Origin of the sequence: Thermus hydrothermalis (assembly GCF_022760925.1) — a bacterium.
Taxonomy (GTDB): Bacteria; Deinococcota; Deinococci; order Deinococcales; family Thermaceae; genus Thermus; species Thermus hydrothermalis.
In genome coordinates, this window is the sequence record NZ_JAKTNT010000011.1 from 36,893 (window position 1) to 60,447 (window position 23,555).

Annotated in this window: 22 protein-coding genes; 11 read left to right on the plus strand and 11 right to left on the minus strand. The window is 67.6% G+C overall.

Features of this window, described 5'->3' with window-relative positions; genetic code table 11:
* Positions 1-70: 70 nt before the first annotated feature.
* The 8 genes from L0C60_RS08080 to acnA all read left to right on the plus strand — a co-directional run bounded on the left by L0C60_RS08080 (position 71) and on the right by acnA (position 11,109).
* Positions 71-505 carry a MarR family winged helix-turn-helix transcriptional regulator gene (locus tag L0C60_RS08080; RefSeq protein ID WP_234504901.1) on the plus strand — a complete coding sequence of 145 codons (435 nt, stop codon included), beginning with the start codon at positions 71-73 and terminating at the stop codon, positions 503-505.
* Entirely contained in the window at positions 498-1,763 is a 1,266-nt protein-coding gene (locus tag L0C60_RS08085; RefSeq protein WP_234504899.1) for a TolC family protein, read from the plus strand. Before L0C60_RS08080 ends, L0C60_RS08085 begins: the two co-directional genes overlap by 8 nt.
* Positions 1,760-2,725, plus strand: a complete 966-nt coding sequence (locus L0C60_RS08090) for a TolC family protein (RefSeq protein WP_234504897.1) — start codon at positions 1,760-1,762, stop codon at positions 2,723-2,725. Before L0C60_RS08085 ends, L0C60_RS08090 begins: the two co-directional genes overlap by 4 nt.
* Before the next feature lie 2 nt (positions 2,726-2,727).
* A complete protein-coding gene (locus L0C60_RS08095; RefSeq protein ID WP_234504894.1) occupies positions 2,728-3,909 on the plus strand; it encodes an efflux RND transporter periplasmic adaptor subunit in 1,182 nt (393 codons plus the stop codon).
* Positions 3,906-7,205 carry an efflux RND transporter permease subunit gene (locus L0C60_RS08100; RefSeq protein ID WP_243092655.1) on the plus strand — a complete coding sequence of 1,100 codons (3,300 nt, stop codon included), beginning with the start codon at positions 3,906-3,908 and terminating at the stop codon, positions 7,203-7,205. The genes L0C60_RS08095 and L0C60_RS08100 overlap by 4 nt, the downstream gene beginning before the upstream one ends.
* A 3-nt stretch (positions 7,206-7,208) precedes the next feature.
* Positions 7,209-7,961, plus strand: coding sequence for an alpha/beta hydrolase (locus tag L0C60_RS08105; RefSeq protein WP_234504888.1), 753 nt, complete (start codon positions 7,209-7,211; stop codon positions 7,959-7,961).
* A gap of 217 nt (positions 7,962-8,178) precedes the next feature.
* A complete protein-coding gene (locus L0C60_RS12805) occupies positions 8,179-8,304 on the plus strand; it encodes a hypothetical protein (RefSeq protein WP_267962564.1) in 126 nt (41 codons plus the stop codon).
* 99 nt (positions 8,305-8,403) lie between these two features.
* On the plus strand, positions 8,404-11,109 hold the full coding sequence (gene acnA, locus L0C60_RS08110) for an aconitate hydratase AcnA (RefSeq protein WP_234504885.1): 2,706 nt from the start codon (positions 8,404-8,406) through the stop codon (positions 11,107-11,109).
* A 46-nt stretch (positions 11,110-11,155) separates the two neighbouring features.
* Here the strand turns inward: acnA and atpD are convergent, their stop codons facing one another.
* From atpD to L0C60_RS08155, 9 genes are read right to left on the minus strand one after another with little or no spacing between them, the layout of a single operon-like run.
* Positions 11,156-11,827 (minus strand): V-type ATP synthase subunit D, encoded by a 672-nt coding sequence (gene atpD / locus L0C60_RS08115; RefSeq protein WP_234504882.1) that lies wholly within the window; start codon positions 11,825-11,827, stop codon positions 11,156-11,158.
* 9 nt (positions 11,828-11,836) lie between these two features.
* Positions 11,837-13,273 (minus strand): V-type ATP synthase subunit B, encoded by a 1,437-nt coding sequence (locus tag L0C60_RS08120; RefSeq protein ID WP_234504880.1) that lies wholly within the window; start codon positions 13,271-13,273, stop codon positions 11,837-11,839.
* 9 nt (positions 13,274-13,282) lie between these two features.
* Positions 13,283-15,019, minus strand: coding sequence for a V-type ATP synthase subunit A (locus L0C60_RS08125; protein WP_234504877.1), 1,737 nt, complete (start codon positions 15,017-15,019; stop codon positions 13,283-13,285).
* 12 nt (positions 15,020-15,031) lie between these two features.
* Positions 15,032-15,346 (minus strand): V-type ATP synthase subunit F, encoded by a 315-nt coding sequence (atpF, locus tag L0C60_RS08130; protein WP_234505167.1) that lies wholly within the window; start codon positions 15,344-15,346, stop codon positions 15,032-15,034.
* A 2-nt stretch (positions 15,347-15,348) separates the two neighbouring features.
* On the minus strand, positions 15,349-16,320 hold the full coding sequence (locus tag L0C60_RS08135) for a V-type ATPase subunit (protein WP_234504866.1): 972 nt from the start codon (positions 16,318-16,320) through the stop codon (positions 15,349-15,351).
* Between the two features lie 3 nt (positions 16,321-16,323).
* On the minus strand, positions 16,324-16,890 hold the full coding sequence (locus L0C60_RS08140) for a V-type ATP synthase subunit E (protein ID WP_234504864.1): 567 nt from the start codon (positions 16,888-16,890) through the stop codon (positions 16,324-16,326).
* Positions 16,891-16,945: 55 nt separating this feature from the next.
* On the minus strand, positions 16,946-17,245 hold the full coding sequence (locus L0C60_RS08145; protein WP_003046223.1) for a F0F1 ATP synthase subunit C: 300 nt from the start codon (positions 17,243-17,245) through the stop codon (positions 16,946-16,948).
* 13 nt (positions 17,246-17,258) lie between these two features.
* Positions 17,259-19,217, minus strand: a complete 1,959-nt coding sequence (locus L0C60_RS08150; protein WP_243092656.1) for a V-type ATP synthase subunit I — start codon at positions 19,215-19,217, stop codon at positions 17,259-17,261.
* Positions 19,214-19,528, minus strand: coding sequence for a V-type ATPase subunit subunit G family protein (locus tag L0C60_RS08155; RefSeq protein ID WP_234504857.1), 315 nt, complete (start codon positions 19,526-19,528; stop codon positions 19,214-19,216). The genes L0C60_RS08150 and L0C60_RS08155 overlap by 4 nt, the downstream gene beginning before the upstream one ends.
* Before the next feature lie 101 nt (positions 19,529-19,629).
* Here L0C60_RS08155 and L0C60_RS08160 point away from each other — a divergent pair, with 101 nt between their 5' ends.
* Positions 19,630-20,775 carry a 23S rRNA (cytosine(1962)-C(5))-methyltransferase gene (locus L0C60_RS08160; protein WP_234504855.1) on the plus strand — a complete coding sequence of 382 codons (1,146 nt, stop codon included), beginning with the start codon at positions 19,630-19,632 and terminating at the stop codon, positions 20,773-20,775.
* Here the strand turns inward: L0C60_RS08160 and L0C60_RS08165 are convergent.
* Both L0C60_RS08165 and L0C60_RS08170 read right to left on the minus strand, forming a co-directional pair.
* Positions 20,723-21,142 carry a hypothetical protein gene (locus L0C60_RS08165; protein ID WP_243092657.1) on the minus strand — a complete coding sequence of 140 codons (420 nt, stop codon included), beginning with the start codon at positions 21,140-21,142 and terminating at the stop codon, positions 20,723-20,725. The two genes, L0C60_RS08160 and L0C60_RS08165, sit on opposite strands and share 53 nt — an antisense overlap.
* 3 nt (positions 21,143-21,145) lie before the next feature.
* Positions 21,146-22,858 carry an aldehyde ferredoxin oxidoreductase C-terminal domain-containing protein gene (locus L0C60_RS08170; protein ID WP_234504849.1) on the minus strand — a complete coding sequence of 571 codons (1,713 nt, stop codon included), beginning with the start codon at positions 22,856-22,858 and terminating at the stop codon, positions 21,146-21,148.
* Between the two features lie 115 nt (positions 22,859-22,973).
* Between L0C60_RS08170 and L0C60_RS08175 the strand changes: the two genes are divergently transcribed.
* Positions 22,974-23,183: a DUF3248 domain-containing protein gene (locus tag L0C60_RS08175; protein ID WP_234504846.1), complete on the plus strand. Its 210-nt coding sequence runs from the start codon at positions 22,974-22,976 to the stop codon at positions 23,181-23,183.
* Positions 23,180-23,551, plus strand: coding sequence for a DUF3809 family protein (locus L0C60_RS08180; protein ID WP_234504843.1), 372 nt, complete (start codon positions 23,180-23,182; stop codon positions 23,549-23,551). Before L0C60_RS08175 ends, L0C60_RS08180 begins: the two co-directional genes overlap by 4 nt.
* Positions 23,552-23,555: the final 4 nt, after the last annotated feature.

Below are 23,555 nucleotides of genomic sequence, written 5' to 3' on the forward strand. Positions count from 1 at the left end.
CATTGTACACCATGGGGGCGTGTGGCCCCGCTTGCCCTTTTTTATTGACGGCCTTATATAGTTGAAGGGTATGAATGGTCCCCCGGCATCCCTGGTGGAGGAACTCTCCCAACTGGGCTACGCCCTGATGCGCCTCCTCTTTTCCCGGGCCAAGGAGGTCTTCGCCCAGGAAGGGCTTTCCCTCCTGCAGGCGGAGGTGCTCCGCCTGGTGAAGGAAGGGGTGCGCCTTCCCTCCCGCCTGGCGGAGCATTTGGAGATCCTTCCCTCCCAGGTTTCCCACCTCCTCGCCTCCCTGGAGGAAACGGGCCTCCTCCGCCGGCATCCGGACCCTTCGGACCGGAGGCGGGTCCAGCTAGAGCTCACCCCGGAAGGGGAGGCGGTGGCCCTGCGGCTCAAGGAGGCCTGGCTCCGCGTCTTCGGCCAAACTCTGGCCCGGCTAAGCCCGGAGGAGCTTGGCACCTTCCGAACGCTCCTTGCCAAGCTTACGGAGGTGGAACGTGGCTAGGCTATGGGCGCTTGCCCTTCTCCTCGCACCAGCCCTGGCCCAGGGGGCCCTAAGCCCCCTCAAGGAGCACCCCTTAAAGCGGCAGGCCGAGGCTTACCTCCTGGCGGCGGCCAAGGCCTTGGAGGCGCAAAGCGCTCCCGTGGCCCTAAGCCTCCAAGGAAACTACGGCCGCCTGGGCTACGAGTGCACCCCCCAGGCCCTTTGCGCAAGCCTTCCCCAGGACGCCAAGGCCCTCACCCTGGCCCTGGTCCTCACCCCCTTCCCCTTTGGCGAGGCCGCCGACGGGATAGAACGGGCGCGCATCGGCCTCAGGCGGGCCGAACTTGCCTACCGCAAGACCCTCACCGCCCTCCAGGCCCAGGCGGTGGCCGCCCATGGACGCTACCGGGAAGCCCTTTTGGGGGTACGGCTGGCGGAGAAGGGCCTGGAGCTTGCCCAGCTCGCCCTGGAAGCCGCCAAAAAGCGCCAAGCGAGCCCCAAGGAGCTAAGGGAGGCGGAGCTATCCCTAAGGGAGGCGCAAAACCGGCTAGCGGAGGCGGAGCTTGGCCAAAAGCTTGCGGAGGAGGCGGCGGAGGGGCTTGTGGACCTGAAAGCCCCCCTGCCCGAAATCCCCCCGCCCCAAGGCACCACGCCCTTGAGCCTCGAGGAGGCCCGGCTGGCCTTAGCCGAGGCGAAAATCGGGGAAAGGGCCGCCTGGCGCAACCTCCTCCCCACCCTCCAGGGAAGCCTCAACCTCTACCCTTCGGGGAACGACACCCTTTCCCTAAGCCTCTCCAGCAAGGACCTGAGGCCCACCCTGGCCTACACCCGCCAGGACCCCGCCCGCCCCCCCACCACCCTCCCCGCCGGCCAGTACCGGACCACGGAGGAGCTTAGGCTTACCCTCTCCCTCACCCTCTCCCCGGGCCTCCTCTCCGCCTACGAGGCAGCCCAGGCCCAGGTGCGGGGAGCGGAGGAGGCGCTAAGGGCGGCGGAGATCCAGGCCAATCTGGACAAAGCCCGTTTGGAAAACGCCCTGAAAACCGCCGAGGCTAGCCTCACCCTCGCCCGCCTCCGCCAAGAGGCGGCGCAGAAAGCCCTGGAAGAAGCGCAAAAGCGGCTCGCCCTGGGCTTAGAAAGCCCCTTGGGCGTCCTGCAAGCGGAGCTAGGCCTACTGCAAGCGGAGCTTGGCCTACTCCAGGCGGAAAACAACCTGAGGAACCGGCGTATGGAGCTTTACCAGTTTTACGGCGAAATCCTTCCGGAGGTGGCGCAATGAAGAGGCTTCTTTGGACCCTGGCCTTGTTGGTCCCCGTCCTGGCCCAACCCCTCCCCGAGGCCCTCAAGAAGGCCCCGGAGGTGGCGGCCGTGGTCACGGCCCGGTGGGAATACGAGATGCGGCAAAAGGACCTCGCCCGCACCCTGCAAGACCCCTTGCGCACCCCCCTGGCCGAGCTCCAGGCGCGCCAGGCGGAGGCCCTGGCCAAGGCCAAGCTGGAAAGGGCCCTGGCCCAAGCGGAAAGCGATATCGTTTCCGCCTACGCCCAGGCGCGGGAGGCAAGCCTCCAGGCGGCCCTGGCGGCCAAGGCCTTGGAGGTGGCGGAGCTTGGGCTGAGGGCGGCGGAGGTGCGGGTTAAGGGCGGTGGGGCCACTAGCCTGGACCTCCTGGAGGCGCAAAACCGCGTCCTCGAGGCCCGCAAGAACCTGGAAGCCGCCAAGCGCGGGGAGGAAAGCGCCCTGGCCGCCCTCGCCAACCTGGTGGGCCCCTGGAAGCCCGAGGCCGTGGCCGAGCTTCCCCCCCTGCCCCAGGCGGGCCTGGTGGAGGCGCTTTTGGGGGCCCATGCCGACCTCTTGAACCTAAGGCAGTCCCTAGAGCTTCTCCGCTTCCAGCGGGGCCTTCTGGACGAAAGCTTCGCCCCGAGGAAGGACATGGAGGCCCTGGAGGACCAGGCGAAAACCCTGGAGGAAAACCTTAAGATCCTGGAGCGTTCCCTCCGGGTGGGCCTCGAGGCCCGCTTCGCCCAGCTCTCCCCCCTCCTCCAAGGGGTAAAGACGGCGGAAGAAGCCTACCGGGCGGCCAAGGAGCGGTACCAGGCGGAAGAAAAACGCTTCCAGGCCGGGCTTACCAGCCGCCTAGGCCTCCTGCAACAGGAGCTCGCCCTCCTCCAGGCGGAACTCGCCCTGGAGCAGGCCAAGCACGCCTACCTGAAGGCCTACTACGGCCTTCTGGCCTCGAGGTGAGCATGAAGCGCCTTTGGCTCCTCCTTCCCCTCTTCCTCGCCGCCTGCGCCCCCAAAAAGGCCGAGGCCCCCGCCCCTGAGGCCCAAGGCCCCTTGCGGGTGGAGGTGCGGGTGGTGGTGGCCGCGCCCGGGGTCCTGGAGCGGGAGAGCAAAGCCTCCGCCAGCCTCCAGGCGGAACGGGATAGCCTGGTGGCCGCCGGGGCCTCGGGCCGGGTGGTGCGCACCCTTCCGGCGGGAACCCGGGTCCAGGCGGGGGAAGGCGTGGTCTATCTGGACCCCGCCCCCTTCCAAGAAGCCCTAGAGGCGGCGCGGCTAAACCTCAAGCAGGCCGAGGCCAACCTGGAAAGGGCCAGGAACCAGCTTGCGGGAAACCGCACGGCCCTCGCCGCCCAGCTCCAGGCGGCGGAAGCCCAGCTCCAGGCGGCAAAGCGCCGCTACGAGGAGGGCAAAGCCCTCCTGGAGGCGGGCGCCCTCGCCCCCTTGGACCTCAAGGCCCTGGAGGCCAACCTCCACCAGGCGAAAAGCGCCTACGAGAACGCCAAGGAGGCCCTGGCCCGCCTGGAGCGGGCCGAGGACATCCGCCTTCTGGAACTGCAGGTGGAGGCGGCCAGGCTCCAGGTGCGCCAAGCGGAGCGGAACCTGAAAGAGAGCGTGGTCCGGGCTCCCTTTAGCGGGGAGGTGGTGGAGGTCTTCGTGAAGGAGGGCGAGTTCCTGGGGGTGGGAAGCCGCGCCTTCCGCCTGGCCACCACAGACCGGCTCCTCGCCAAGCTCTACCTGCCCCCGGAAAAGGCCCAGGCCCTCACCCCGGAAACCCCCTTCACCCTCCGGCAAAACGGCAAGGCGGTGGGGGCAAGGCTCTTGCGCAAGACCGACCTCCCCGGCCAGACCCGGCTCGTGGAGGTGGTGCTCACGCCCCTTGCCCCCCTCCTTCCCGGGCCCGCCGAGGTGCGCTACCGGGAAAGGGTGGCGGAGGGTATCCTCATCCCCGCAGGGGCGGTGCGGGCCGAGGAAGGGCAAGGGGTGGTGTACCTCCTGGAGGGCGAGCGGGCGAAGAAGCAGCCCGTGCGCCTGGTGGCCCAAGAAGGGGACAAGGCGGTGGTGGAAGGCCTTCCCGAAGGCGCTAAGGTCATCTACCCCGTCCCCGAAGGGCTAAGGGACGGGGACCCCGTGGAGGTGGTGCCGTGAGGGAAAACCCCCTGGTGGCCTTCTTCGTGGAGCGCTTCGTCTTCGCCACGGCCATCTTCGTGGGGCTCGTGCTGGTGGGGCTCCTTTTGGGCCTGGGCCTTGGGGTGGAGCTCCTTCCCCGCTTCAGCGTGCCGGTGGTGGCGGTTTCCACCAGCTACCCCGGGGCCGGCCCCGAGGAGGTGGCGGAGCAGGTTTCCAAGCCCTTAGAGGACGCCCTTTCCACCCTAAGCGGGGTGGACACCATCGGTTCCAGCTCCACGGAAGGGTTCAGCCTGGTCTTCGTCCAGTTCCAGCAGGGGGTGGACGTGGACCGGGCGGCGGTGGAGGTGAGCCAAAAGGTGGCCGCCGCCCGGGGGCAACTCCCCCGGGACGCCTCCGCCCCCGTGGTGCAGAAGTTTGACCCCTCGGCGAGCCCCATCCTTTACATCGCCCTCGAGGCCCCCGGGGAGGACCTCTCCCAGGTCCTCCGCTACGCCGAGCGCACCCTGAAGCCCAAGCTCCAGCTCGTCCAGGGGGTGGCGGACATCCGCCTCACCGGGGCCCCCAAACGGGCCATCCGCATCTACCTGGACCCCGACCGCCTCCAGGCCCTGGGCGTCTCCCCCCTCCAGGTGGTCCAAGCCCTCTCCCAGTCGGCCCTGAACCTCCCCTTGGGAAGCCTCACGGAGGGGGAAAGGCGCCTCGTCTACACCCTTAGGAACACCCCCGCCACGGCGGAGGAGGTGGCGAACCTCCTGCTGGACGCAAACCGGGGCCTACGGGTGAGGGACGTGGCCCGGGTGGCGGAGGAAAGCGATAGCCCCACCACCCTCAACCGCCTAAACGGCCGCCCCGCCGTCCTCATGGCCGTGGTGAAGACCCCAGACGCCAACGCCGTGGCCGTGGCGGACGGGGTGCGGAAGGCCCTTCAGGAAACCCCCTTACCCAAGGGGTACAAGGCGGAGGTGGCCCTGGACACCACCCGCTTCATCCGGGCGGCGGTGCAGGACACGGTGCGGGAGGCCTTCTTGGCCGCCTTGGCCGTATCCCTGGTGGTCCTCGTCTTCTTGGGAAAGCTCAACTCCGTCTTCTCCGTGATCCTGGCCATCCCCATCACCCTTTCCGGGGCCATCCTCCTCTTCGGGGTCCTGGGCTTCACCTATAACCTCATCAGCCTCCTCGCCCTCACCGTGGCGGTGGGCATCGTGGTGGACGACTCCATCGTGGTGGCGGAAAACATTGACCGCTACCGCAGGATGGGCTACGGCCTCAAGGAGGCGGTGCTGAAGGGGGCCAGCGAGGTGAGCGTGGCGGTGGCGGCGGCCACCCTAAGCCTCCTCGCCGTTTTCCTCCCCATCAGCTTCCTCCCGGGGATCATCGGCCAGATCTTCCAGCAGTTCGGCCTGGGCATGGCGGCGGCCATCGCCGTGAGCTGGTTGGAAGCCCTCCTCTTCCTCACCGTCCGCCTGGCCTACTTCCCCGACCCCGAGCCCCCGAGCCTTAAGGAGGCCCTCTTGGCCCTGCGGAAACTCCCTTCCGACCTCCGCTGGGCCTACCGAAGGGGCTACCGAGGCCCCACGGGGCTCCTTTTGGGCCTCCTCTCCGCCTTCCTCCTTTACCGGCAAGGGCTTCCCTACCTCCTTCTCCTCCCCCTCTACCCCGCCCTCCTCGCCCTCCTGCGCTACCTGGGCCGCTTCCTCTTGGACCTGGCGGGGGCCGTGGCCCGAGGCCTCCACGCCGCCGCTGAAAGTAGCCTAGAACGGCTCACGGAGGCCTACGCCCGGGCCCTAAAAGGGACCTTAGCCCGCCCAGGCTTCGTCCTAGGGCTTGCCGCCTTGGCTTTCCTTTCCATCTTTCCCATCCTGCCCCGCATCCCCTTCAACTTCACCCCCCGCTCGGACACCGGGGTCCTCACCGCCACCCTCCTCCTCCCCAAGGACACCCCCCTCTCCGTCTCCGACCGGGCGGCCAGGACCCTGGAGGCCTACTTCCTCGCCCACCCCGCCGTGGCCCAGGTGGTGACCACCGTGGGGGCAAGCGCCACGGGGGGCGCCCAGGTGGGGGACCCTTCAAGGGTGCAACTCCAGATCGTCCTCAAGCCCAAGCACGAGCGGGAGGACATCTTCACCCTCACGGAGGCCTTTAACCGCGAGGGCAAGGACCTCCTAAAAGGGTTTCCCGGGGCCGACCTCAGGGTCTTGGCCCAGACGGGGCCCGAGGCGGGGGACGCCGATCTGCAGTTCTTCCTGGTGAGCCCGGACCGGAAGCTCCTGGAGGAGCGCACGGGGGCCATCGTGGACCTCATCGCCCAAAAGCCCTACGTGCTGAACGTGAAGAGCACCCTCGAGGCCACCCAACGGGAGCGGGTCTTCGTCCCCGATCCCGCCCGGCTTTCCGGCACCGGCCTCACCCCCCAGGACGTGGCCCAGGTTTTGCGGCTATACCTTTCGGGAACCCAGGCGGCCACGGCCCGCCGGGGCGGGGAGGAGTTCCCCATCGTGGTCCAAATGGACCCCTTGCGCCTGGGGAGGGAGGGCGACCTCCTCTCCCTGCCCGTCTACGCCCCCGCCCTCCAGGCCTTCCTGCCCCTTTCCAGCCTGGGGAGTTTCCAGGAGCGTCCCGGCCCCACCCTCATCTCCCGCCGCAACCAGGCCTACGCCGCCGGAGTGAACATCAACCTACGCCCCGACGCCCCAGGAAGCTTCCAGATCCAACAGGAACTCACCCAAGAGCTCCGGGAGAAGGGGCTTTTGGGCGATGGGGTGGAGCTCGTGGCCACGGGCCTGGGGAGCTTCACCGGGGAGCTCGCCCGCCTGGCCCCTCTGGCCTTCCTCCTGGCCTTGGTCCTCAACTACCTGGTCATCGCCAGCCAGTTCAACGCCTGGCGCTACCCCCTTTACCTCCTCCTCCCCGTTCCCCTGGCCCTGGTGGGGGCCTTTTGGCTCACCTACCTCCTGGGTACGGGCCTGGACGTGATCAGCGTGCTGGGGGTGGTGATGCTCATCGGCCTCGTGACCAAGAACGCCATCCTGCTCCTGGACTTTGCCGTGAAGCGGATGCGGGAGATGCCCTTGAAGGAGGCCCTGGTGGAGGCGGCCAGGCTCAGGCTCAGGCCCATCCTCATGACCACCCTTACCGTGCTCATCATCAGCCTCCCCCTCCTCCTGGGCACGGGGGAAGGGGCGGAATACCGCAGGCCCCTTGGGGTCATCATCCTGGGCGGGCTCCTCTCCTCCACCCTCCTCACCCTCTTCGTGGTGCCCGCCGCCTTCTACGCCTTTGAGGGCCGAAGGGCCAAGGTGCCCGTCCTGAGGTGAAGCGTGGACGCCCGCAAGCTCCTCCTCCTCTTCCTCCTCGCCGCCACCCTCCTGGCCCTGGGGGTCGTGGGGGTGAGCCTCTACTTTTTGCGGCCCCTCAAGGCCGAGCCCTGGGTGAAAGAGGCCCTTAGGGGCACGGGCCTGGAGGTGAAGGAGGCCCCCTACGGGCTAGAGCTTTCCCCCAAAAGCCCCAAGGCCCTCCTCGCCTTCTACCCTGGGGCCCGGGTGGAGCCCTTGGCCTACGCCCCCGTTTTGGCCCCCGTGGCCAAGGCGGGGTACCTGGTGGTCCTCCTAAAGGTCCCCTCGGGCATCGCCCTCCTGGCCAAGGAGGCGGCCCTGAAGGCCAAGGCCGCCCACCCGGGCCTTCCCCTGTCGGTGGGGGGGCATAGCCTGGGCGGGGTGGTGGCGGCGGAGCTCGCCGCCCGGGAGAAGCTCCCCCTGGTCCTCTTCGCCAGCTACCCGGAGGGCGACCTCTCCGGGGAAAGCTTCCCCACCCTGGCCCTTTTCGGCACGGAGGATGGCCTCCTCCCTCCGGAAGAAGCCCGGGGGAAGGCAAAACTACTTCCAAAGAACGCCCGCATCGTCTTCATCCCAGGGCTCAACCATGCGGGCTTCGGCGCCTACGGCCCGCAGAAAGGCGACCGCCCGGCCCAAAGGCCCCGGGAAGCGCTTTGGCGGGAGATCCAGGAGGAGGTGCTTCTCTTCCTGGAAAGCCTAGGGTGGGACACCCCTCCCCCACCCCAGGCCCTACGCTAAGGGTATAGATCGCACCCACGAAAAGGCGCCAAGGGCCATGCGGGAAAACCTGGGAGAGGGCCTCCCCGAAGCCATTCCCCTCCTAACGGAAAAGGCCCCAGGGCTTCTTCTGGTACACGGCCGTAGCCGGAAAAGGGGGCGCTGGACGAGAGGACCCGCACCCGCATCCTTACTAGGCACCACCCTAGCCACGGGTTCATCTGCGTGCGTGAAGGCCATGGCCCACCGGGCCAAGGGCCTCGGCATTTCCAAGGAGGAGCTCCTGGAAACCCTAAAAATCGCCTGCCAGGCCCAGGCCAACGCCGTCCTAGGGCACGCCACGTCCCTTTTGGAGGTGTTATAGTGGGGAAAGCCGGGGTGGGCGCCCCCCCTCGGGAACACTTCCCCCCACAAACCGACTGCTCAAGCCCTTTGCCCCATGGGGGAAGGGAAAGGAGCCCGCATGAAGGATAGCTTCAAGACCCTGAAGACGCTAAAGACCGCAAGCGGCACCTACGGCTACTACGACCTGACCGAGCTGGAGAAGCAAGGCCTGGCGGAGGTGAGCCGCCTGCCCTTCTCCATCCGGGTCATGCTGGAAAGCCTCCTGCGGAACGAGGACGGCTACCAGGTGACGCGGGAGGACATAGAGGCCTTGGCCCGCTGGCAACCCGAACCCGGGGAGATCAACGTGCCCCTCAAGCTCGCCCGGGTGATCCTCCAGGACTTCACTGGGGTGCCGGCGGTGGTGGACCTGGCGGCCATGCGGGACGCCGTGGCCAAGCGGGGCGGGGACCCCAAGCGCATCAACCCCGTGGTGCCCGCCGACCTGGTCATTGACCACTCGGTGCAGGTGGACGCCTTCGGCACCGCCTACGCCTTCTTCTACAACGTGGAGAAGGAGTACGAGCGGAACCGGGAGCGCTACCTCCTCCTCAAGTGGGGCCAGGAAGCCCTGGAAAACTTCCGGGTGGTGCCCCCCGGCACGGGCATCGTCCACCAGGTGAACCTGGAGTACCTGGCCAAGGTGGTGATGACGGAGAAGCGGGACGGCCTCACCCTGGCCTTCCCCGATAGCCTGGTGGGCACGGACAGCCACACCACCATGGTGAACGGCCTGGGCGTCCTGGGCTGGGGCGTGGGGGGCATTGAGGCCGAGGCGGTGATGCTGGGGCAGCCCTACTACATGCTGGCCCCCAAGGTGGTGGGCTTCAAGCTTTACGGGGAGCTTCCCGAGGGGGCCACGGCCACGGACCTGGTCCTCACCATCACCGAGATCCTGCGCAAGCACGGGGTGGTGGGCAAGTTCGTGGAGTTCTACGGCCCCGGCGTGGCCAAGCTCTCCTTGGCGGACCGGGCCACCATCGCCAACATGGCCCCCGAGTACGGGGCCACCATGGGCTTCTTCCCCGTGGACGAGGAAACCCTCAACTACCTCCGCCTCACCGGCCGCCCCGAGGAGCTCGTGGCGCTGGTGGAGGCCTACACCAAGGCGGTGGGCCTCTTCCGCACCCCCGAGGCGGAGGAAAGGGTCCGGTACTCCGAGTACCTGGAGCTGGACCTCTCCACGGTGGAGCCTTCCCTGGCAGGCCCCAAGCGGCCCCAGGACCGGGTGCCCCTCAAGGAGGTGAAGAAGAGCTTCCTCGCCCACCTCACCAAGCCGGTGAAGGAGCGGGGCTTTGGCCTAAGCCCGGAGGCCCTGGGCAAGAAGGTCGTGGTCAAGCGGCAGGACGAGGAGTTTGAGCTCACCCACGGCTCCGTGGTCATCGCCGCCATCACGAGCTGCACCAACACCTCCAACCCCTCCGTCATGCTGGGGGCGGGGCTTCTTGCCAAGAAGGCGGTGGAGGCGGGGCTGGACACCAAGCCCTGGGTCAAGACCTCCCTGGCCCCCGGCTCCAAGGTGGTGACGGACTACCTGGAGAATAGCGGGCTAATGCCCTTCCTCGAGGCCCTCCGCTTCCACGTGGTGGGCTACGGGTGCACCACCTGCATCGGCAACTCCGGCCCCCTGCCCGAGGACATCGCCAAGGCGGTGGAGGAAGGGGACCTGGTGGTGGCCGCCGTCCTCTCCGGCAACCGCAACTTTGAGGGCCGCATCAACCCCCACGTGAAGGCCAACTACCTGGCGAGCCCCATGCTGGTGGTGGCCTACGCCCTGGCGGGGCGCATGGACATTGATTTCACCACCGAGCCCCTAGGCCACGACCCCAACGGCAAGCCCATTTACCTAAAGGACATCTGGCCCTCCATGGAGGAGATCCGGGAGGCCATCCAGAAGACCCTGGACCCCGAGCTCTTCAAGAAGGAGTACAGCAAGGTCTTTGAAGGGGACGAGCGCTGGCAGGCCCTCCCCGCCCCCACGGGGGAGCTCTACCAATGGGACCCCGAGAGCACCTACATCCAGAACCCGCCCTTCTTTGAGGAGCTGGGCAAGGGGCAGGTGGGGGATATCCGGGGGGCCCGGGTGCTCCTGGTCCTCGGGGACTCCGTGACCACGGACCACATCTCCCCCGCCGGGGCCATCCCCGTGAAGAGCCCCGCCGGGCAGTACCTCCTGAGCAAAGGGGTGAAGCCCGAGGACTTCAACTCCTACGGCGCCCGCCGCGGCAACCACGAGGTCATGATGCGGGGCACCTTCGCCAACATCCGCATCAAGAACCTCATGTTGGACGGGATTGAGGGGGGGTACGCCAAGAAGCTCCCCGAGGGGGATGTGGACTTCGTCTACAACGTGGCCATGCGCTACAAGGCGGAGGGCACACCCCTTTTGGTCATCGCCGGCAAGGAGTACGGCACCGGCTCCAGCCGCGACTGGGCCGCCAAGGGCACCTACCTCCTGGGGGTCAAGGCGGTGCTGGCGGAAAGCTTTGAGCGGATCCACCGCTCCAACCTGGTGGGCATGGGCGTCCTGCCCCTGGAGTTCCTCCCCGGGCAGAACCGGGAAAGCCTTGGGCTCACGGGGTACGAGGTTTACGACATCCTAGGGCTTTCGGACCTCAAGCCCAGGAAGCTTGTGGACATCGTGGCCCGCAAGGAGGACGGGAGCGAAATCCGCTTCCAGGCCATCGCCCGCCTGGACACGTGGGTGGAGGTGGACTACTACAAGAACGGGGGCATCCTCCAGACGGTGCTCCTCAACATCCTCCAAGAGGCCAAGGCGGAGTAGGGAAAAGGGCACCCCGGGGGGCTTCCCCCCGGGGTTTTCCCTTGGCTTAGAGGCCCGCCCCGATCTCCAGCTGTGGGTTCGGCCGGGTGCCCTCGGCCTCCTGTTCCCTGGCCTCAATCTTGCCCTTGATGCGCTTGAGGCGGAAGGTGTCCTCCCGCTCCCGTTGCTCTAGCACCTGCTGGATGAAGCGGATCTGGGAGCGGATGCCGGGGATCACCACCTGCTCCAGGGCGTTCACCCGCCGCGTGGTCTTCTTGATCTCCTCGCCGATTTTCTTCAGGCGGGTTTCCGTGTTGGCCACCTGGATCAGGGCCTCGGCGTAGCGCCGGAAGGCGCGGGCGGCCTCGAGGGTATAGGTGGGGGTGCCCACGGGGGAAAGCACCACCTTGTCGGAAAAGGTGACCTTGAGCCTGGGCACCTTGCTCCCCCAGACGTTCTCCACCTCCGCCTCCACCCCCTCCAGGGGCGGGACCCCAAGGCCTGCGGCGGCCACGCCCTCGGGCCCGTCAAAGGCCTGGGCCAGGAGGAGGGCGGAGTAGGCCTCCTGGGCCGCCTGGTTCAGGGCCTTCCTGGCCTCCAAAGCCTCCCGCACCAGGCCGAAGAACTCCGCCACCAGGGCGTCCCGCTTCTTCTTGAGGAGGTCCACCCCCTTCTGCGCCAGACGGAGCTGCCCCCGCCTTTGCAGAAGGTTCATCCGGGTGGGGCTGACCTGGCTCATGCCGCCTCCTTAGTCCAGGGCCTGCGGCGCGCCCCAGATCTCCTCCAGCTTCTGCCCGTAGTATTTGCCGATGTGGTCCTTGGAGATGCGCTTGAGCTCGCCCTGGGGAAGCATGGAAAGGAGGGCCCAAGCGATCTGCAGGCTCTCCTCAATGGACCGGTTCTGCTGCCCCTGGTTGATGAAGTGCTTCTCAAAGGCGTCGGCGAACTGCAGGTAGCGGCGGTCGTTCTCCGTGAGGGCATCCTCGCCGATGATGGCCACCAGCTTGCGGATGTCCACGCCGTTGGCGTAGGCGGAGTAGAGCTGGTCGGACACCTGCTTGTGGTCCTCCCGGGTCTTGCCCTTGCCCACCCCGTTGTTCATGAGGCGGGAGAGGGAGGGCAGGGGGTCAATGGGCGGGTAGATGCCCTTGCGGTGGAGCTCCCGGGAGAGCTGGATCTGCCCCTCGGTGATGTAGCCCGTGAGGTCGGGGATGGGGTGGGTGCGGTCGTCGTCGGGCATGGAGAGGATGGGGATCTGGGTCACGCTCCCCTTCTTCCCCGCCACCACCCCGGCCCGCTCGTAGATGGTGGCCAGGTCGGTGTACATGTAGCCGGGGTAGCCGCGGCGCCCAGGGATCTCCTCGCGGCTCGCCCCAATCTCCCGCAGGGCCTCGCAGTAGTTGGTCATGTCCGTGAGGATCACCAGCACGTGGTAGTCGTGCTCAAAGGCCAGGTACTCCGCCACGGTGAGGGCCATGCGGGGGGTGAGGAGGCGCTCAATGGTGGGGTCGTCCGCCTTGTTGAGGAAGAGGACGGAGCGGCTTAAGGCCCCGGTGCGCTCAAACTCCTGGATGAAGTAGGAGAGCTCCCGCTGGGTGATGCCCATGGCGGCGAAGACCACGGCGAAGGGCTCCTCCTTCTCCCCTTCCCCGGAGAGGTCGGGACGGACCGTGGCCTGCCGGGCGATCTGGGCAGCGATCTCGTTGGCGGGGAGGCCCGAGCCGGAGAAGATGGGGAGCTTCTGCCCCCGCACCAGGGTGTTCATCACGTCAATGGTGGAGATGCCCGTCTGGATGAACTCCTCCGGCTTCCTCCGGGCCACGGGGTTCAGGGGAAGGCCCACGATGGGAAGCCGCTTCTCCGGGGTGATGGGGGGAAGGCCGTCAATGGGCTTGCCGATACCGTTGAAGCGGCGGCCCAGCATCTCCTTGGAAACCCCGAGCCGGGCCACGTCCTCCACCAGGCTCACCGTGGTGGTGGCCAGGTCCAGCCCCGTGGTCTCCTCAAACACCTGGATGACGGCGTACTCCTCGGAAACCTCAATCACCTGCCCGCCGCGCACCCGGCCCGAGCCGTCCTTGATGTCCACGATGGCGCCGTAGGCCAGGTCCTTGGCGTTCTCCACGAAGAGCAGGGGACCGGAGATGTAGGTGACGCCGGTGTACTCCTTCTTCAAGAGGTCCATCTTCCCTCCCTAGGCCAGGGCTTTGAAGGCCCCTTCAATCTCCTTCATGGCTTCCTCAAAGTAGCGGGGGAACTCCTCCTCGCTCACGTAACGGGCGCGGCCGATGCGCTCAATGACGGGAAGCCCCAGGATCTCGTCAATGCTCACGCCCCGGCGGATGGCGGCCTCGGCCTCCTTGTAGAAGGAGAGGATCATTTTCATGATGCCGTAGGCCTTCCGCAGGGAGCAGTAGGCGTCCACCTCGTGGTAGGCGTTTTGCTGCAGGAAGTCCTCGCGGATGATCCGCCCCACCTCAATCACCAGGCGCTCGGCGTCCTGGAGGGCGTCCGGCCCCACCAGCTGGACGATTTCCTGAAGCCCCGCCTCCCGTTGCAGAAGCTCGGAGATGGCGTCGCGGAGCTCGGGGTAGTCGGGGGCCACGTTCTCCCGGTACCAGGGGTCCAGGGCCCCGGTGAAGAGGGAGTAGGAGCCGTTCCAGTTGATGGCCGGGAAGTGGCGCCGGAAGGCCAAGGAGGCGTCCAACCGCCAGAAGGCCCCCACGATGCGCAGGGTGGACTGGGTCACGGGCTCGGACATGTCGCCGCCCGGCGGGGAAACCGCCCCCACGATGGTCACCGCCCCCTCCTCACCCCCCAAGGTCACCACCTTGCCCGAGCGCTCGTAGAAGGCGGCCAAGCGGGCGGCCAGGTAGGGGGGGTAGCCTTCCTCGGCGGGCATCTCCTCCAAGCGGCTGGAGATCTCCCGCAAGGCCTCGGCCCAGCGGCTGGTGGAGTCGGCCATGAGGGCCACGGAGAAGCCCTGGTCGCGGAAGTACTCGGCGATGGTCACGCCCACGTAAATGCTCGCCTCGCGGGCGGCCACGGGCATGTTGGAGGTGTTGGCGATGAGCACGGTGCGGTGCATGAGGGGCCCCCCGGTCTTGGGGTCGGTGAGCTCGGGGAACTCCACCAAGACGTCCGTCATCTCGTTCCCCCGCTCCCCGCACCCCACGTAGACCACCACGTCGGCGTTGGACCACTTGGCCAGGGACTGCTGGGTCACGGTCTTACCGCTCCCGAAGGGCCCCGGGATGGCGGCGGTGCCCCCCATGGCCACGGGGAAGAGGACGTCCAGGATGCGCATCCCGGTGAGGAAGGGGGTGTTGGGGTCAAGCTTGCGTTGCACGGGGCGGGCCCGGCGCACGGGCCAGGTGTGGTACATCTTGAGCTCGGTGCCGTCCTCCAGGACCACCACCGGCTCCTCCACCGTGTACTCCCCGGCGGGCTTCACCTCCTTCACCCGGCCCCTTACATCGGGGGGCACCAGGATCTTGTGGGTGAAGTTGAACTCGGGGACCGTGCCGAGGACCATGCCCCCCTTCACCTCATCCCCGGGCTTGACCCTAGGCGTCCAGGCCCACTTCTTCTCCCGGTCCAGGGCGTGGACCACCACGCCCCGGGTGATGTAGATCCCCGTCTTCTCCTGGATGCGCTCCAGGGGGCGCTGGATGCCGTCGTAGATGCCGCCCAGCATCCCGGGGCCCAGCTCCACCGCCAAGGGAAGCCCCGTGGAAACCACGGGCTCCCCCACCTTGAGGCCCGAGGTGTCCTCGTAGACCTGGACGAAGGCGGTATCCCCGTCCAGCCGGATGATCTCCCCCACCAGCCCCTCGTGACCCACCTTGCAGATGTCGTACATGCGGGCCCCCAGCATCCCCTTGGCGATCACCGCCGGGCCCGCGATCTTCTCAATCACGCCTTGGATCATCTTCCCTCCATCCTACAACTTGATGTCAAAGCCGATGGTGCGCCGCACCAGCTCGCGCATGTAGCCTTCCACATCGGGGTTTTGGAAGGCCTCCTTCAGGCCCGCCATGGGCAGGAGGACGGGAAGGTCCTTCCCCCGCATGAGGCGCTCCACCGCCTTCTCCGGCTCGGGCAGAAGGCCCTGGTCCACGGCCACCAGGGCGTACCCCCCTTGCCCCACCAGCCTCTCCAAAAGGGCCTTGGCCTCCTCCGGGCTTTGGGCGGCGTAGGCCTCGAGGCCCGCCAAGCGAAAGCCCTGGGCGGACTCGGGATCGGCGATCACGGCGATCCTCATGCGCAGGCCACCTCCTCCTCCACCTGGGCCCGGGGCAGGCCGAAGTAGGCCCGCCGGGCCAAAAGCCTAAGCCGCATGGCCTCCCACTCCCGCTCCTTCACGTAGGCGAGGACCAGCCCCACCCCCAAGGGGTCGGAAGCCCCCTTCCGCGCCTCCTTCAGGAGCAGGCACCTCAGGCGCTTTTCCAGCTCCTTCAGGTCCCGCACCCCGGCCAAGGGGGCGAAGGGGGTGCCGGATAGCTCGTCCAAAACGGCGTAGTCCCCCTCCAAGAGCCGGGCGAAGCGCACCCGGTCCACGAACCGCCCCCCCCGGACGAAAAGCCCCTCGGGGGATACCCCCTGCCCTTGGAGCTTGAAGGCGGTGCGCAGGTTCTCGGCGTCCACCTCCAGGGCCAGGTAGTCCCGCAGGAAGGGAGCCTCGAGGGCCTTGGCCGCCTTGGCCACGTCCTCAAAGAAGCGCTTGGCCAAGAGGGCTTCCACCCGGGCAAGCTCCTGGGTTTCCCTGAGGACCGCCCGCAGGGCCCGGGCCAAGGGGTGGCCGGGAACGGAGAGGACCTGGGCCATGCCCGGGAGATCCTGCGCCTCGTAGGCTTGACGCCAAAGGGGCTCCTTGAGGGTCCCCGGCAGGAGGAGGATTTCCTCAAAGGGGCGGCCCGTGGCCTTGGCCCGCAGGAGGGCCTGCAGGTTGGTGAGGTCGTTGCGGAGCAGGAGCAGGCGCACCGCCTCCCGGGCCTCCCCGGTGACGAGGCCGGGCAGGTCCCCCACCAGCCGGGCCAGGGTACGCCCCACCGCCCGGTCCACATCGGGAAGGCCCTGCCCCGCAAGCTCCGCCCCGTAGACGCTTTCCGAAAGGAGGCGGAGGAACTCGGGGTAGGCCAGGTCCAAGGCCTCCTGGAAGAAGCTCTCCTTCAGGAGGCTCTGGCGCCTCGCCCGCACCCGGGCGTTTAGGTAGGCGAAGTCATCCGCCATGGCCTAGCCCCAAAGCACCGCGGCCACCCTGGCGGAAAGGGCGTCCCACGCCCGCTCCAGGCGGCCTTCCAAGGTGTTTTCCACCTGGGTCTTGCCCTCTTTCCCCAAGGCCCGCACCCCAAGCCGCAGGGCGGGGTCGGCCGTAAGCTCCAGGCCCCTTTCCCGGGCCAAGGGCTCCAGGTGGGGTAGGTTCTCCGGGTGGGAGGCCAAGCCCTTGGGCTCGGGCAAGGCGGAAAGGGCCTCCAAGGCGAGCTTCCTCAGGACCTCCTGCCACTCGGGCTTTTCCGGCAGGGCCGCCAAGGCCTCCCGCACCTTGGCCCGCACCGCCTCCAGCACCTCCCCCTTGGCCTCGGTGCGGGCGGTGGCCAGAAGGAGCTCCCCGGCGCTTTCCGTCCGCCGCAGGGCGGCCTGGTACTGGGCCTCGAGGGCCCGCTTCCTTGCGGCCAGAAGGGCCTCGGCCTTGGCCTCTGCCTCCTTGCGCAAGGCTTCCGCCTTGGCCTTGGCCTCCTCCAGAAGGGCGCGGATCTCCGCCTCCACCTCCTGGCTCAGAATGGCTTCCAGTTTAGACATCTTCCCTCCTTGGGAAAAAGCCCTGCCCCCGTTGGGGCAGGGCCCAAGAAGCCCCTTAGAGCTTGCCGTTCAGGATGAAGGCGATGAGGAGACCGAAGATCACCAGGGTTTCGGGCAGGAGCAGGAAGATGAGGGCGGTACCGAAGTTACCCCGGTCCTCGGCGATGGCCCCCACGCCGGCGGCCCCGATGCGGGCCTGGGCCACGCCCGTGCCCAAGGCGGCTAGGCCCACGGCGAGCCCCATGCCCACGGCGATGAGACCCCGGTCCAAGCCTCCGGAGGCCGCCGCCTCCTCCGCCGCCAAAGCCAACGCGCCGAACACCGCTACCAAAACCAGAACGAGCAGCTTCTTCATCCTTACCCTCCCTTTACTGCGTCTCGCGGACGCTTTTGAACGGCCGGTATGGCCTGCCGTTCTCCTCGTAGAAACCGAACTTGGTGAAGAACTCCACCCAGATAAGACGGATGGGCTGGAGCATGTGCCCCAAGGTGGTGAGGAGGAGGATGAGGAGGTGCAAGACGCCCGCCACCACGATGCCCAAAAGCGCCCCCAAAAGGCCCATCCGCTCCGCCATGGCGAAGCCCACGTCCGTGAGAAGGCCCGCCAGGATGCCGCCTGCGGCCCCCACGGCGTAGATACGGATGTGGGAGAGGATGTGCCCCGCCTGGGTGAAGATCTCCGGGATCATGAGCCAGATGCGGCTCATGAGGACCGCTAGCAAAAAGACGCCAAAGCCCAGGTACATGAGGCCCGCAAGCCACCCCGCCTGCAGGTTCCCCAGGTAGGAGGCGGCCAGGGCCAGGATGCCCACAAGCCCGCCCAGGTACCCCACCCCTTCCCAGAAGTGGGCCATGTGGCGGTGCTTGAGCCCCAGGTAGGCCCTGAGGATGAGCCCAAAGAAGACCACGACCACGCCGAAGGCCACGGAGAGGAGGATGAGGAGGTTGGCGGTCTTGGCGGTGTCAATGCGGGGGATGAGGATGGGGATGAGGCCCGGGTGCTCGGGGGTGCCGAAGACCCCCAGGTGCTCCAGGAAGGTGCCGAAGAACTCCCCGTAGATGAAGCCCCAGACCACCGTCCAGAAGACCATCCAGTTGAGGATGTAGACGAGCTTGCCGATCACCTGGGGCTTGAGCCTGAGGGCGAAGAGGTCAATGACCAGGGGCTCGTTCCGCTTCACGAACCCGGAAAGCCAGCGCCCAAGGAGGAGGAAGAGAAGGGCGTAGCCGATGTCCCCCACGATCATCCCGAACCAGAAGGGGAAGAAGATGGGGACCACCGGGGTGGGGTCAAGGGAGCCGTACTTGGGCGTGTTCAGGAAGCTCACCAAAAGCTCAAAGGGCTTGACCCAAGGGGGGTTGTCCAAGGCCACGGGGATGCGGTCCGCCTCGTGGTGCTCGTCCACCGGCTCAAAAGCGTAGACCACCCCCTCCTTGTGCCGGGCCAGGGCCTCCTCCACCTTGGACTTGGCCTTCACGGGCACGTAGCCCAAAAGGGCGAAGCCAAAGCGGCCCGAAGCCAACTCCTCTAGGGCCTTCAGCCGGGCCACCTCGTCCTTGGCCCGGGTCCAGAGGCTTTGCAGGGTGGAGGTGGCCTCCTTGGCCAGCTTGGCCAGGGCCTGGCGCACCTCGGATAGCTCCCTAGGCGCCGCCTCCGCCCGCTCCTTAAGCCTGCGGGCCGCCTGGGAAAGGGGAAGCTCCCCGTAGGCCCCAGGCAGGCGGAGCTCGGCGATGCCGGCCCGGGAGAGGGCGGCCTTGGCCGCCTCCAGGTCCCGGCGGTGCACCACCAAAAGGGCAGCAAGCCCCTTGGCGTAGGGCTCGCTAGCCAGGAGGAAGCGGTCTTCCAAGGCCTTTTGGAGCGCCTCCTCCACCAAGGGCAACTCCTTTTCCGTGAGGAGGAAGGGGATCACCCGGAGGAAGGGGCTTTGGTCCAAGCCCTGGGCCAAACCGGCGAGCTTCTCCAAGGGCTCCAGGTAGGCCTGGGCCAGGGAAAGCTCCTCCTCAAGCTCCTGCATCTGCCGGGAAAGCCCTTCCGCATGCCCCTGGATGGGGGCAAGGGCCTTCTCCGCCGCCTCGAGGCCCTCCGGGAAAGGCCGGGAAGGCGCCACCTCCTGGCCTAGGAGGGTAAGGGTGTGCTCGGCCCCCGCCGCCACCCCTTCCCAGCGCCTCAGCTCTTCCCTTTCCTCGGGGGAAAGCTTGTACTCCGCAAGCTCCGCCACCCGGAGGGTTTCCAGGTGCACCACCCCCGCCTGCTGCAGGCTATGGAGAAGCTCCTTGGCCCGGCCCTTGGGCCCGGCTAGGAGCAGCTTCTCCATGGGAGCGATCACGGCAAGACCTCCTTGAGCACCAGGCTCACCGCCTCCTCCAGGCGGGCCATGCCCTTCTCCTTCACCGCCTGGGCCTCGGCCTCCGCCCGCTTGCGGTACTGGGCCAGGAGGGCTTCGGTTTCCCTGGCCTCCTTTTCCTTGAACTCCGCCTCCAAGGCCTTGGCCTTGGCCTCCGCCTCCTCCAGGAGGGCCTTGGCCTCGGCCTCCGCCCGCTTAAGGAGGTCCTCCGCCTCCTTCTTGGCGGCCTCGAGGCGGGCAAGGAGCTCTTTCTCCTTCTCCGCTAGGGTCTTGATAAGTCCCAGGCCTCCCATCGCCCCTCCTTATGTGAAAACATGCGCAAAGTGCGCCCGCCGGTCATGATACCGGCCACGGGGGCAAGCGTCAACCAACCCCGCCTAAGTATACTGAAGCGGTGAGGATTCTCGTCAACGAACGCGGGGCCGCCCGCCTCCTAGCCCGCCACTTATGGGTATTCCGCCGCGATGTGGTTTCGGGGCCCGACACGCCGGGGCTTTACCCCGTCTACTGGGGCAAGCGCTTCCTGGCCTTGGCCCTCTACAACCCCCAAAGCGACCTCACCGTGCGGGCCTTCCGCTTCCGGCCCGCCCTGGACCCGGTGGAAGCCCTCCTGGAGAACCTGGACCGCGCCATAAAGCGCCGCCTGCCCCACCTGGAAAGGGAGCCCGAAGGGGGCTTCCGCTTGAGCCACGCCGAGGGGGACTTCCTCCCGGGGCTCGTGGTGGACTACTACGCCGGCCACGCCGTGGTCCAGGCCACGGCCCACGCCTGGGAAGCCCTTTTGCCCCAGGTGGCGGAAAGGCTTAGGCCCCTGGCCAAAAGCGTCCTGGCGAAGAACGACGCCAAGAGCCGGGAACTGGAGGGGCTTTCCCTCTACGTCCGCCCCCTCTTGGGAGAGGTGCCCAAGCAGGTGGCGGTGCGGGAAGGGAAGGTGCGCTACCTGGTGGACCTCCTGGAGGGGCAGAAGACGGGGGCCTACCTGGACCAGCGGGACAACCGCATCCTCATGGAGGCGTTTCAGGGGGAAAGGGCCCTGGACGTCTTCAGCTACGCCGGAAGCTTCGGCCTCCACCTGGCCCTGGGCTTCAAGGAGGTCATCAGCGTGGACACCTCGGCGGAAGCCCTCCAGCGGGCCCAGGAAAACGCCCGCCTCAACGGCCTAAGCCTCCAAACGGTGGAGGCCAACGCCTTTGACTACTTGAGGGGTCTGGAGAAGGCGGGGGAGCGGTTTGACCTCATCGTCCTAGACCCTCCCGCCTTCGCCAAGGGGAAGAAGGACGTGGAGCGGGCCTATAGGGCCTACAAGGAGGTGAACCTGAGGGCCATCAAGCTCCTCAAGGAGGGGGGCATCCTGGCCACGGCGAGCTGCAGCCACCACCTCACCGAACCCCTCTTCTACGAGATGCTCCGGGAGGCGGCCCAGGACGCCCACCGCACCCTCCGCGTCCTGGAGAAGCGGGGCCAGGGCTTTGACCACCCCGTCCTCCTCAACCATCCGGAAACCCACTACCTGAAGTTCGCCCTTCTAGAAGTGCTCTGAGGCGCTCGGCCAGGGCCTCGAGCTCGGGGAGGGGCAAGGGGAGGTTCTCCCCGTCCTCCAAGAGGAGGAAAAGGGCCTTCCTGGCCCGGGCCAAAGGCCCCCCCGGCCAAAGGCCCACCTCCACCCCCGCCACCCGCTCCCAGGGCACGGTCCGGGCCAGGCCCAAGGGGGGCTTGAGGACGAGGCGCCCGGGGTAAAGGCAAACCCGCCACCCGAGGCGGAGGCGCCACCAGGGGTAGAGGAGGAGCCAAAACCACCCCGGGGCCTCCCCCAGGGCCCAGGCCCCGGCCAGAAGGCCTATCCCCCCGTAGAAGGCGAGGGGGGAAAGCCCGGCGAAAGAAGCCTCCCAAAGAGGCCTTTCCCGCACGGGCTACCCCTCCCCGTGGAGCCTGGCGTAGAGGGGGGAGAGGTCCTCAGGGCGGAAGCGGGCAGTGTAGTTCTTGGGCGGCACCGGCTCCTCGTAGAAGAAGGCGGGGAGGCGGTCGTCCTCGTGGGTGAAGCCCGCCTGGTGGTTGAAGCGGTGCTCTAGCCGCAAGACCTCCTCCCCAAGCTCCTGCCAGAAGGCGGGGGTAAGGCGGGTGCCGAGGGCGGCGTTAATGCTTTCCACCATGAAGGCCACCTGCTTGTTGGTGACGCTCCCCCCGAAGACGCAAAGCCCCAGGCTGTCGTTGGCGGCGGCGTTCACCTGGGCCTGGTAGCTGGCCTCGAGGATCTCCTCAGGCTTCATGGCCCGGGTTTCCAGGCGGGGGGCGTTGCCCGCCGTGTGGTCCGCCCCCTGGGCGGTGACCATCATGGTGATGCCCGTGGCCTCCACCACCCGGGGGTCGTAGGCGCTGATGGCCTGGCGCTTGATGACGGGGATGCGCCCCACCCCCAAGGCCTCCCCAAGCCGCGCCGTGCCCTGGGCGAGAAGGCGCGCCTCCTCGCTTGGGGCGTAGAGGGCTTTGAGCTTGGCCTCCATGAAGGCGTAGTCCCCCCAGTCGGCCAGGCCCTTTTCCATGTAGAGGGCGAGGCTTGCCCCGGTTTCAATGGTGTCAATCCCCAGGTCGTTGGCCAGGCGGTTGAGCCTTGCCAGCTGGTCCGGGTCGGAAAGGCCGCAGTTGGTGCCGAGGAGGCCGATGGTTTCGTATTCCATAGGGGAGACCACCTCCTCCCCCTTCTCGTCCACGATGACGTTGGAACACTGGATCACGCACCCCGGCATGCAGGCGTGGGTGTGCTTGCCTCCCCGGGCCTTGTTGAGGGGGGCGATGTACTGCCCGCCCATGCGGAAGGCCTCCGGAGGGGCCATGCGCCCCTCGCGGAAATTGCGCACGGGAAGCCCCCCAAAGGCGTTTTGGAAGTCCGCCATGCCCATGGTGCCGATGGCGTTGTAGAACTGCATGACCAGGGGGTCTTCCCGGAGGAGCTTGGCGTAGCGGCGCACCCCCTCCAGGACCTTGGGCTTGTCAAAGACCTCCACCCTCCCCGGCACCTCCACCACGATGGCCTTAACCCGTTTGGACCCCATGACCGCCCCCACCCCGCCCCGGGCGGCAAGGCGGGAGGGACGGCCGTCTATATCGGAAAAGGCGATGCCCGCAAGGAGCCCCAAGTACTCCCCCACGGGCCCCAAGAGGGCGAAGGCGATCTTTTGGCCGTAGGCGGCGAAAAGCCTCCTTGCCGCCTCAAAGTTCCCCAGGCCCAGGAGCCCCTCCGCCGGGTCAAAGAAGACCTCCCCCTCCTTGGTAAGGCGCACCACCACCCACTCGGGGCTTTGCCCCTCCAGGACCAGGTGGGCCACCTTGAGCTGCCCCAGGGCGTAGCCGAAGGTGCCGCCCCCGTTGGCCTCCTTGATGCCTAAGGTGAGGGGGCTACGGGTGCCCACGCTGGTGCGGTTGGCGTTGGAAAACCCCGTGCCCGCCAGGGGGCCTATGGCGAAGACCAAGGGGTTTTCCGGGGAAAGGGGGTCAAAGCGGTAGGCCTCCCGCTCCCAAAGGATCCTCCCCGTGCGGTACCGCCCGCCCCACGCCACCTCCTCGGGGGGGACCTCCTGCCAACGGGCCCGTTTCGCCGAAAGGTCCAGGTAAAGCGACCGCCACATCTTGCCCTCCGTCCCTAAGGCGAGTCTACACGTCTGGACGCCTGTACCGCCCAACCCCTCCCCACGTTTCCGTGCCCCTACTTCCTTATCCCGTATAAGGAGGTAGGCTATAGGGGTGGAGAAGGACCTCCTGGACCTCCTCGGCCAGCACCTGGTGTGGCGCATCGGCCGCGCCGAGGAGGAGGACGTGCTCATCGTGCGGGTGGGCCTGGCCTCGGCCACGCCCCGCTTCCGCGAGCTTCCCCGGCTCCTCAACGTTCCCGATGCCGAGGTGGCCCGCCTCCTAAAGGAGGGCCGGGTACGGGTGGAGTGGGTGGAGGGATGAAGGCCAGGCTCCGGCTTCACCTAAACGGCACCCCGCCCCAGGGGCTTCCCCTCGAGGTCCACTTCCAGGGCCCGGAGCTCCGTGGGGTGCTGCGCCAGGACAACCCGGTGCTCGGGGAACTGGTCCTCCCCTTCGCCTCGAGGGTGGAAGGGAACCGCCTCCTGGCCCTGCCCCTCCCTCCCCCCTCCCTCCGGGTGGAGGGCTCGGTCAACGGGGCCCCAGGGGGGTGGGAACTGGAGCTGGAGCTCACCCTGGTCCTGCCGGAGGGAAAAAGCTGGGGCGAGCGGGCCTTTGCCAAAATCCTGGAAGCCCTCTTCCACCGCCAGCTGGAGCGTGCCCTTTCCGCCCAGGCCATTTCTCCGGTATAGTGCC

Excerpts from the sequence above, each read along its gene's own strand:
- L0C60_RS08080 (WP_234504901.1), top strand. The coding sequence starts at position 71 with ATGAATGGTCCCCCGGCATCCCTGGTGGAGGAACTCTCCCAACTGGGC.
- L0C60_RS08090 (WP_234504897.1), top strand. The coding sequence starts at position 1,760 with ATGAAGAGGCTTCTTTGGACCCTGGCCTTGTTGGTCCCCGTCCTGGCC.
- L0C60_RS08095 (WP_234504894.1), top strand. The coding sequence starts at position 2,728 with ATGAAGCGCCTTTGGCTCCTCCTTCCCCTCTTCCTCGCCGCCTGCGCC.
- L0C60_RS12805 (WP_267962564.1), top strand. The coding sequence starts at position 8,179 with ATGGCCCACCGGGCCAAGGGCCTCGGCATTTCCAAGGAGGAGCTCCTG.
- acnA (WP_234504885.1), top strand. The coding sequence starts at position 8,404 with ATGAAGGATAGCTTCAAGACCCTGAAGACGCTAAAGACCGCAAGCGGC.
- atpD (WP_234504882.1), bottom strand. The coding sequence starts at position 11,827 with ATGAGCCAGGTCAGCCCCACCCGGATGAACCTTCTGCAAAGGCGGGGG.
- L0C60_RS08120 (WP_234504880.1), bottom strand. The coding sequence starts at position 13,273 with ATGGACCTCTTGAAGAAGGAGTACACCGGCGTCACCTACATCTCCGGT.
- L0C60_RS08125 (WP_234504877.1), bottom strand. The coding sequence starts at position 15,019 with ATGATCCAAGGCGTGATTGAGAAGATCGCGGGCCCGGCGGTGATCGCC.
- L0C60_RS08135 (WP_234504866.1), bottom strand. The coding sequence starts at position 16,320 with ATGGCGGATGACTTCGCCTACCTAAACGCCCGGGTGCGGGCGAGGCGC.
- L0C60_RS08140 (WP_234504864.1), bottom strand. The coding sequence starts at position 16,890 with ATGTCTAAACTGGAAGCCATTCTGAGCCAGGAGGTGGAGGCGGAGATC.
- L0C60_RS08145 (WP_003046223.1), bottom strand. The coding sequence starts at position 17,245 with ATGAAGAAGCTGCTCGTTCTGGTTTTGGTAGCGGTGTTCGGCGCGTTG.
- L0C60_RS08155 (WP_234504857.1), bottom strand. The coding sequence starts at position 19,528 with ATGGGAGGCCTGGGACTTATCAAGACCCTAGCGGAGAAGGAGAAAGAG.
- L0C60_RS08170 (WP_234504849.1), bottom strand. The coding sequence starts at position 22,858 with ATGTGGCGGTCGCTTTACCTGGACCTTTCGGCGAAACGGGCCCGTTGG.
- L0C60_RS08180 (WP_234504843.1), top strand. The coding sequence starts at position 23,180 with ATGAAGGCCAGGCTCCGGCTTCACCTAAACGGCACCCCGCCCCAGGGG.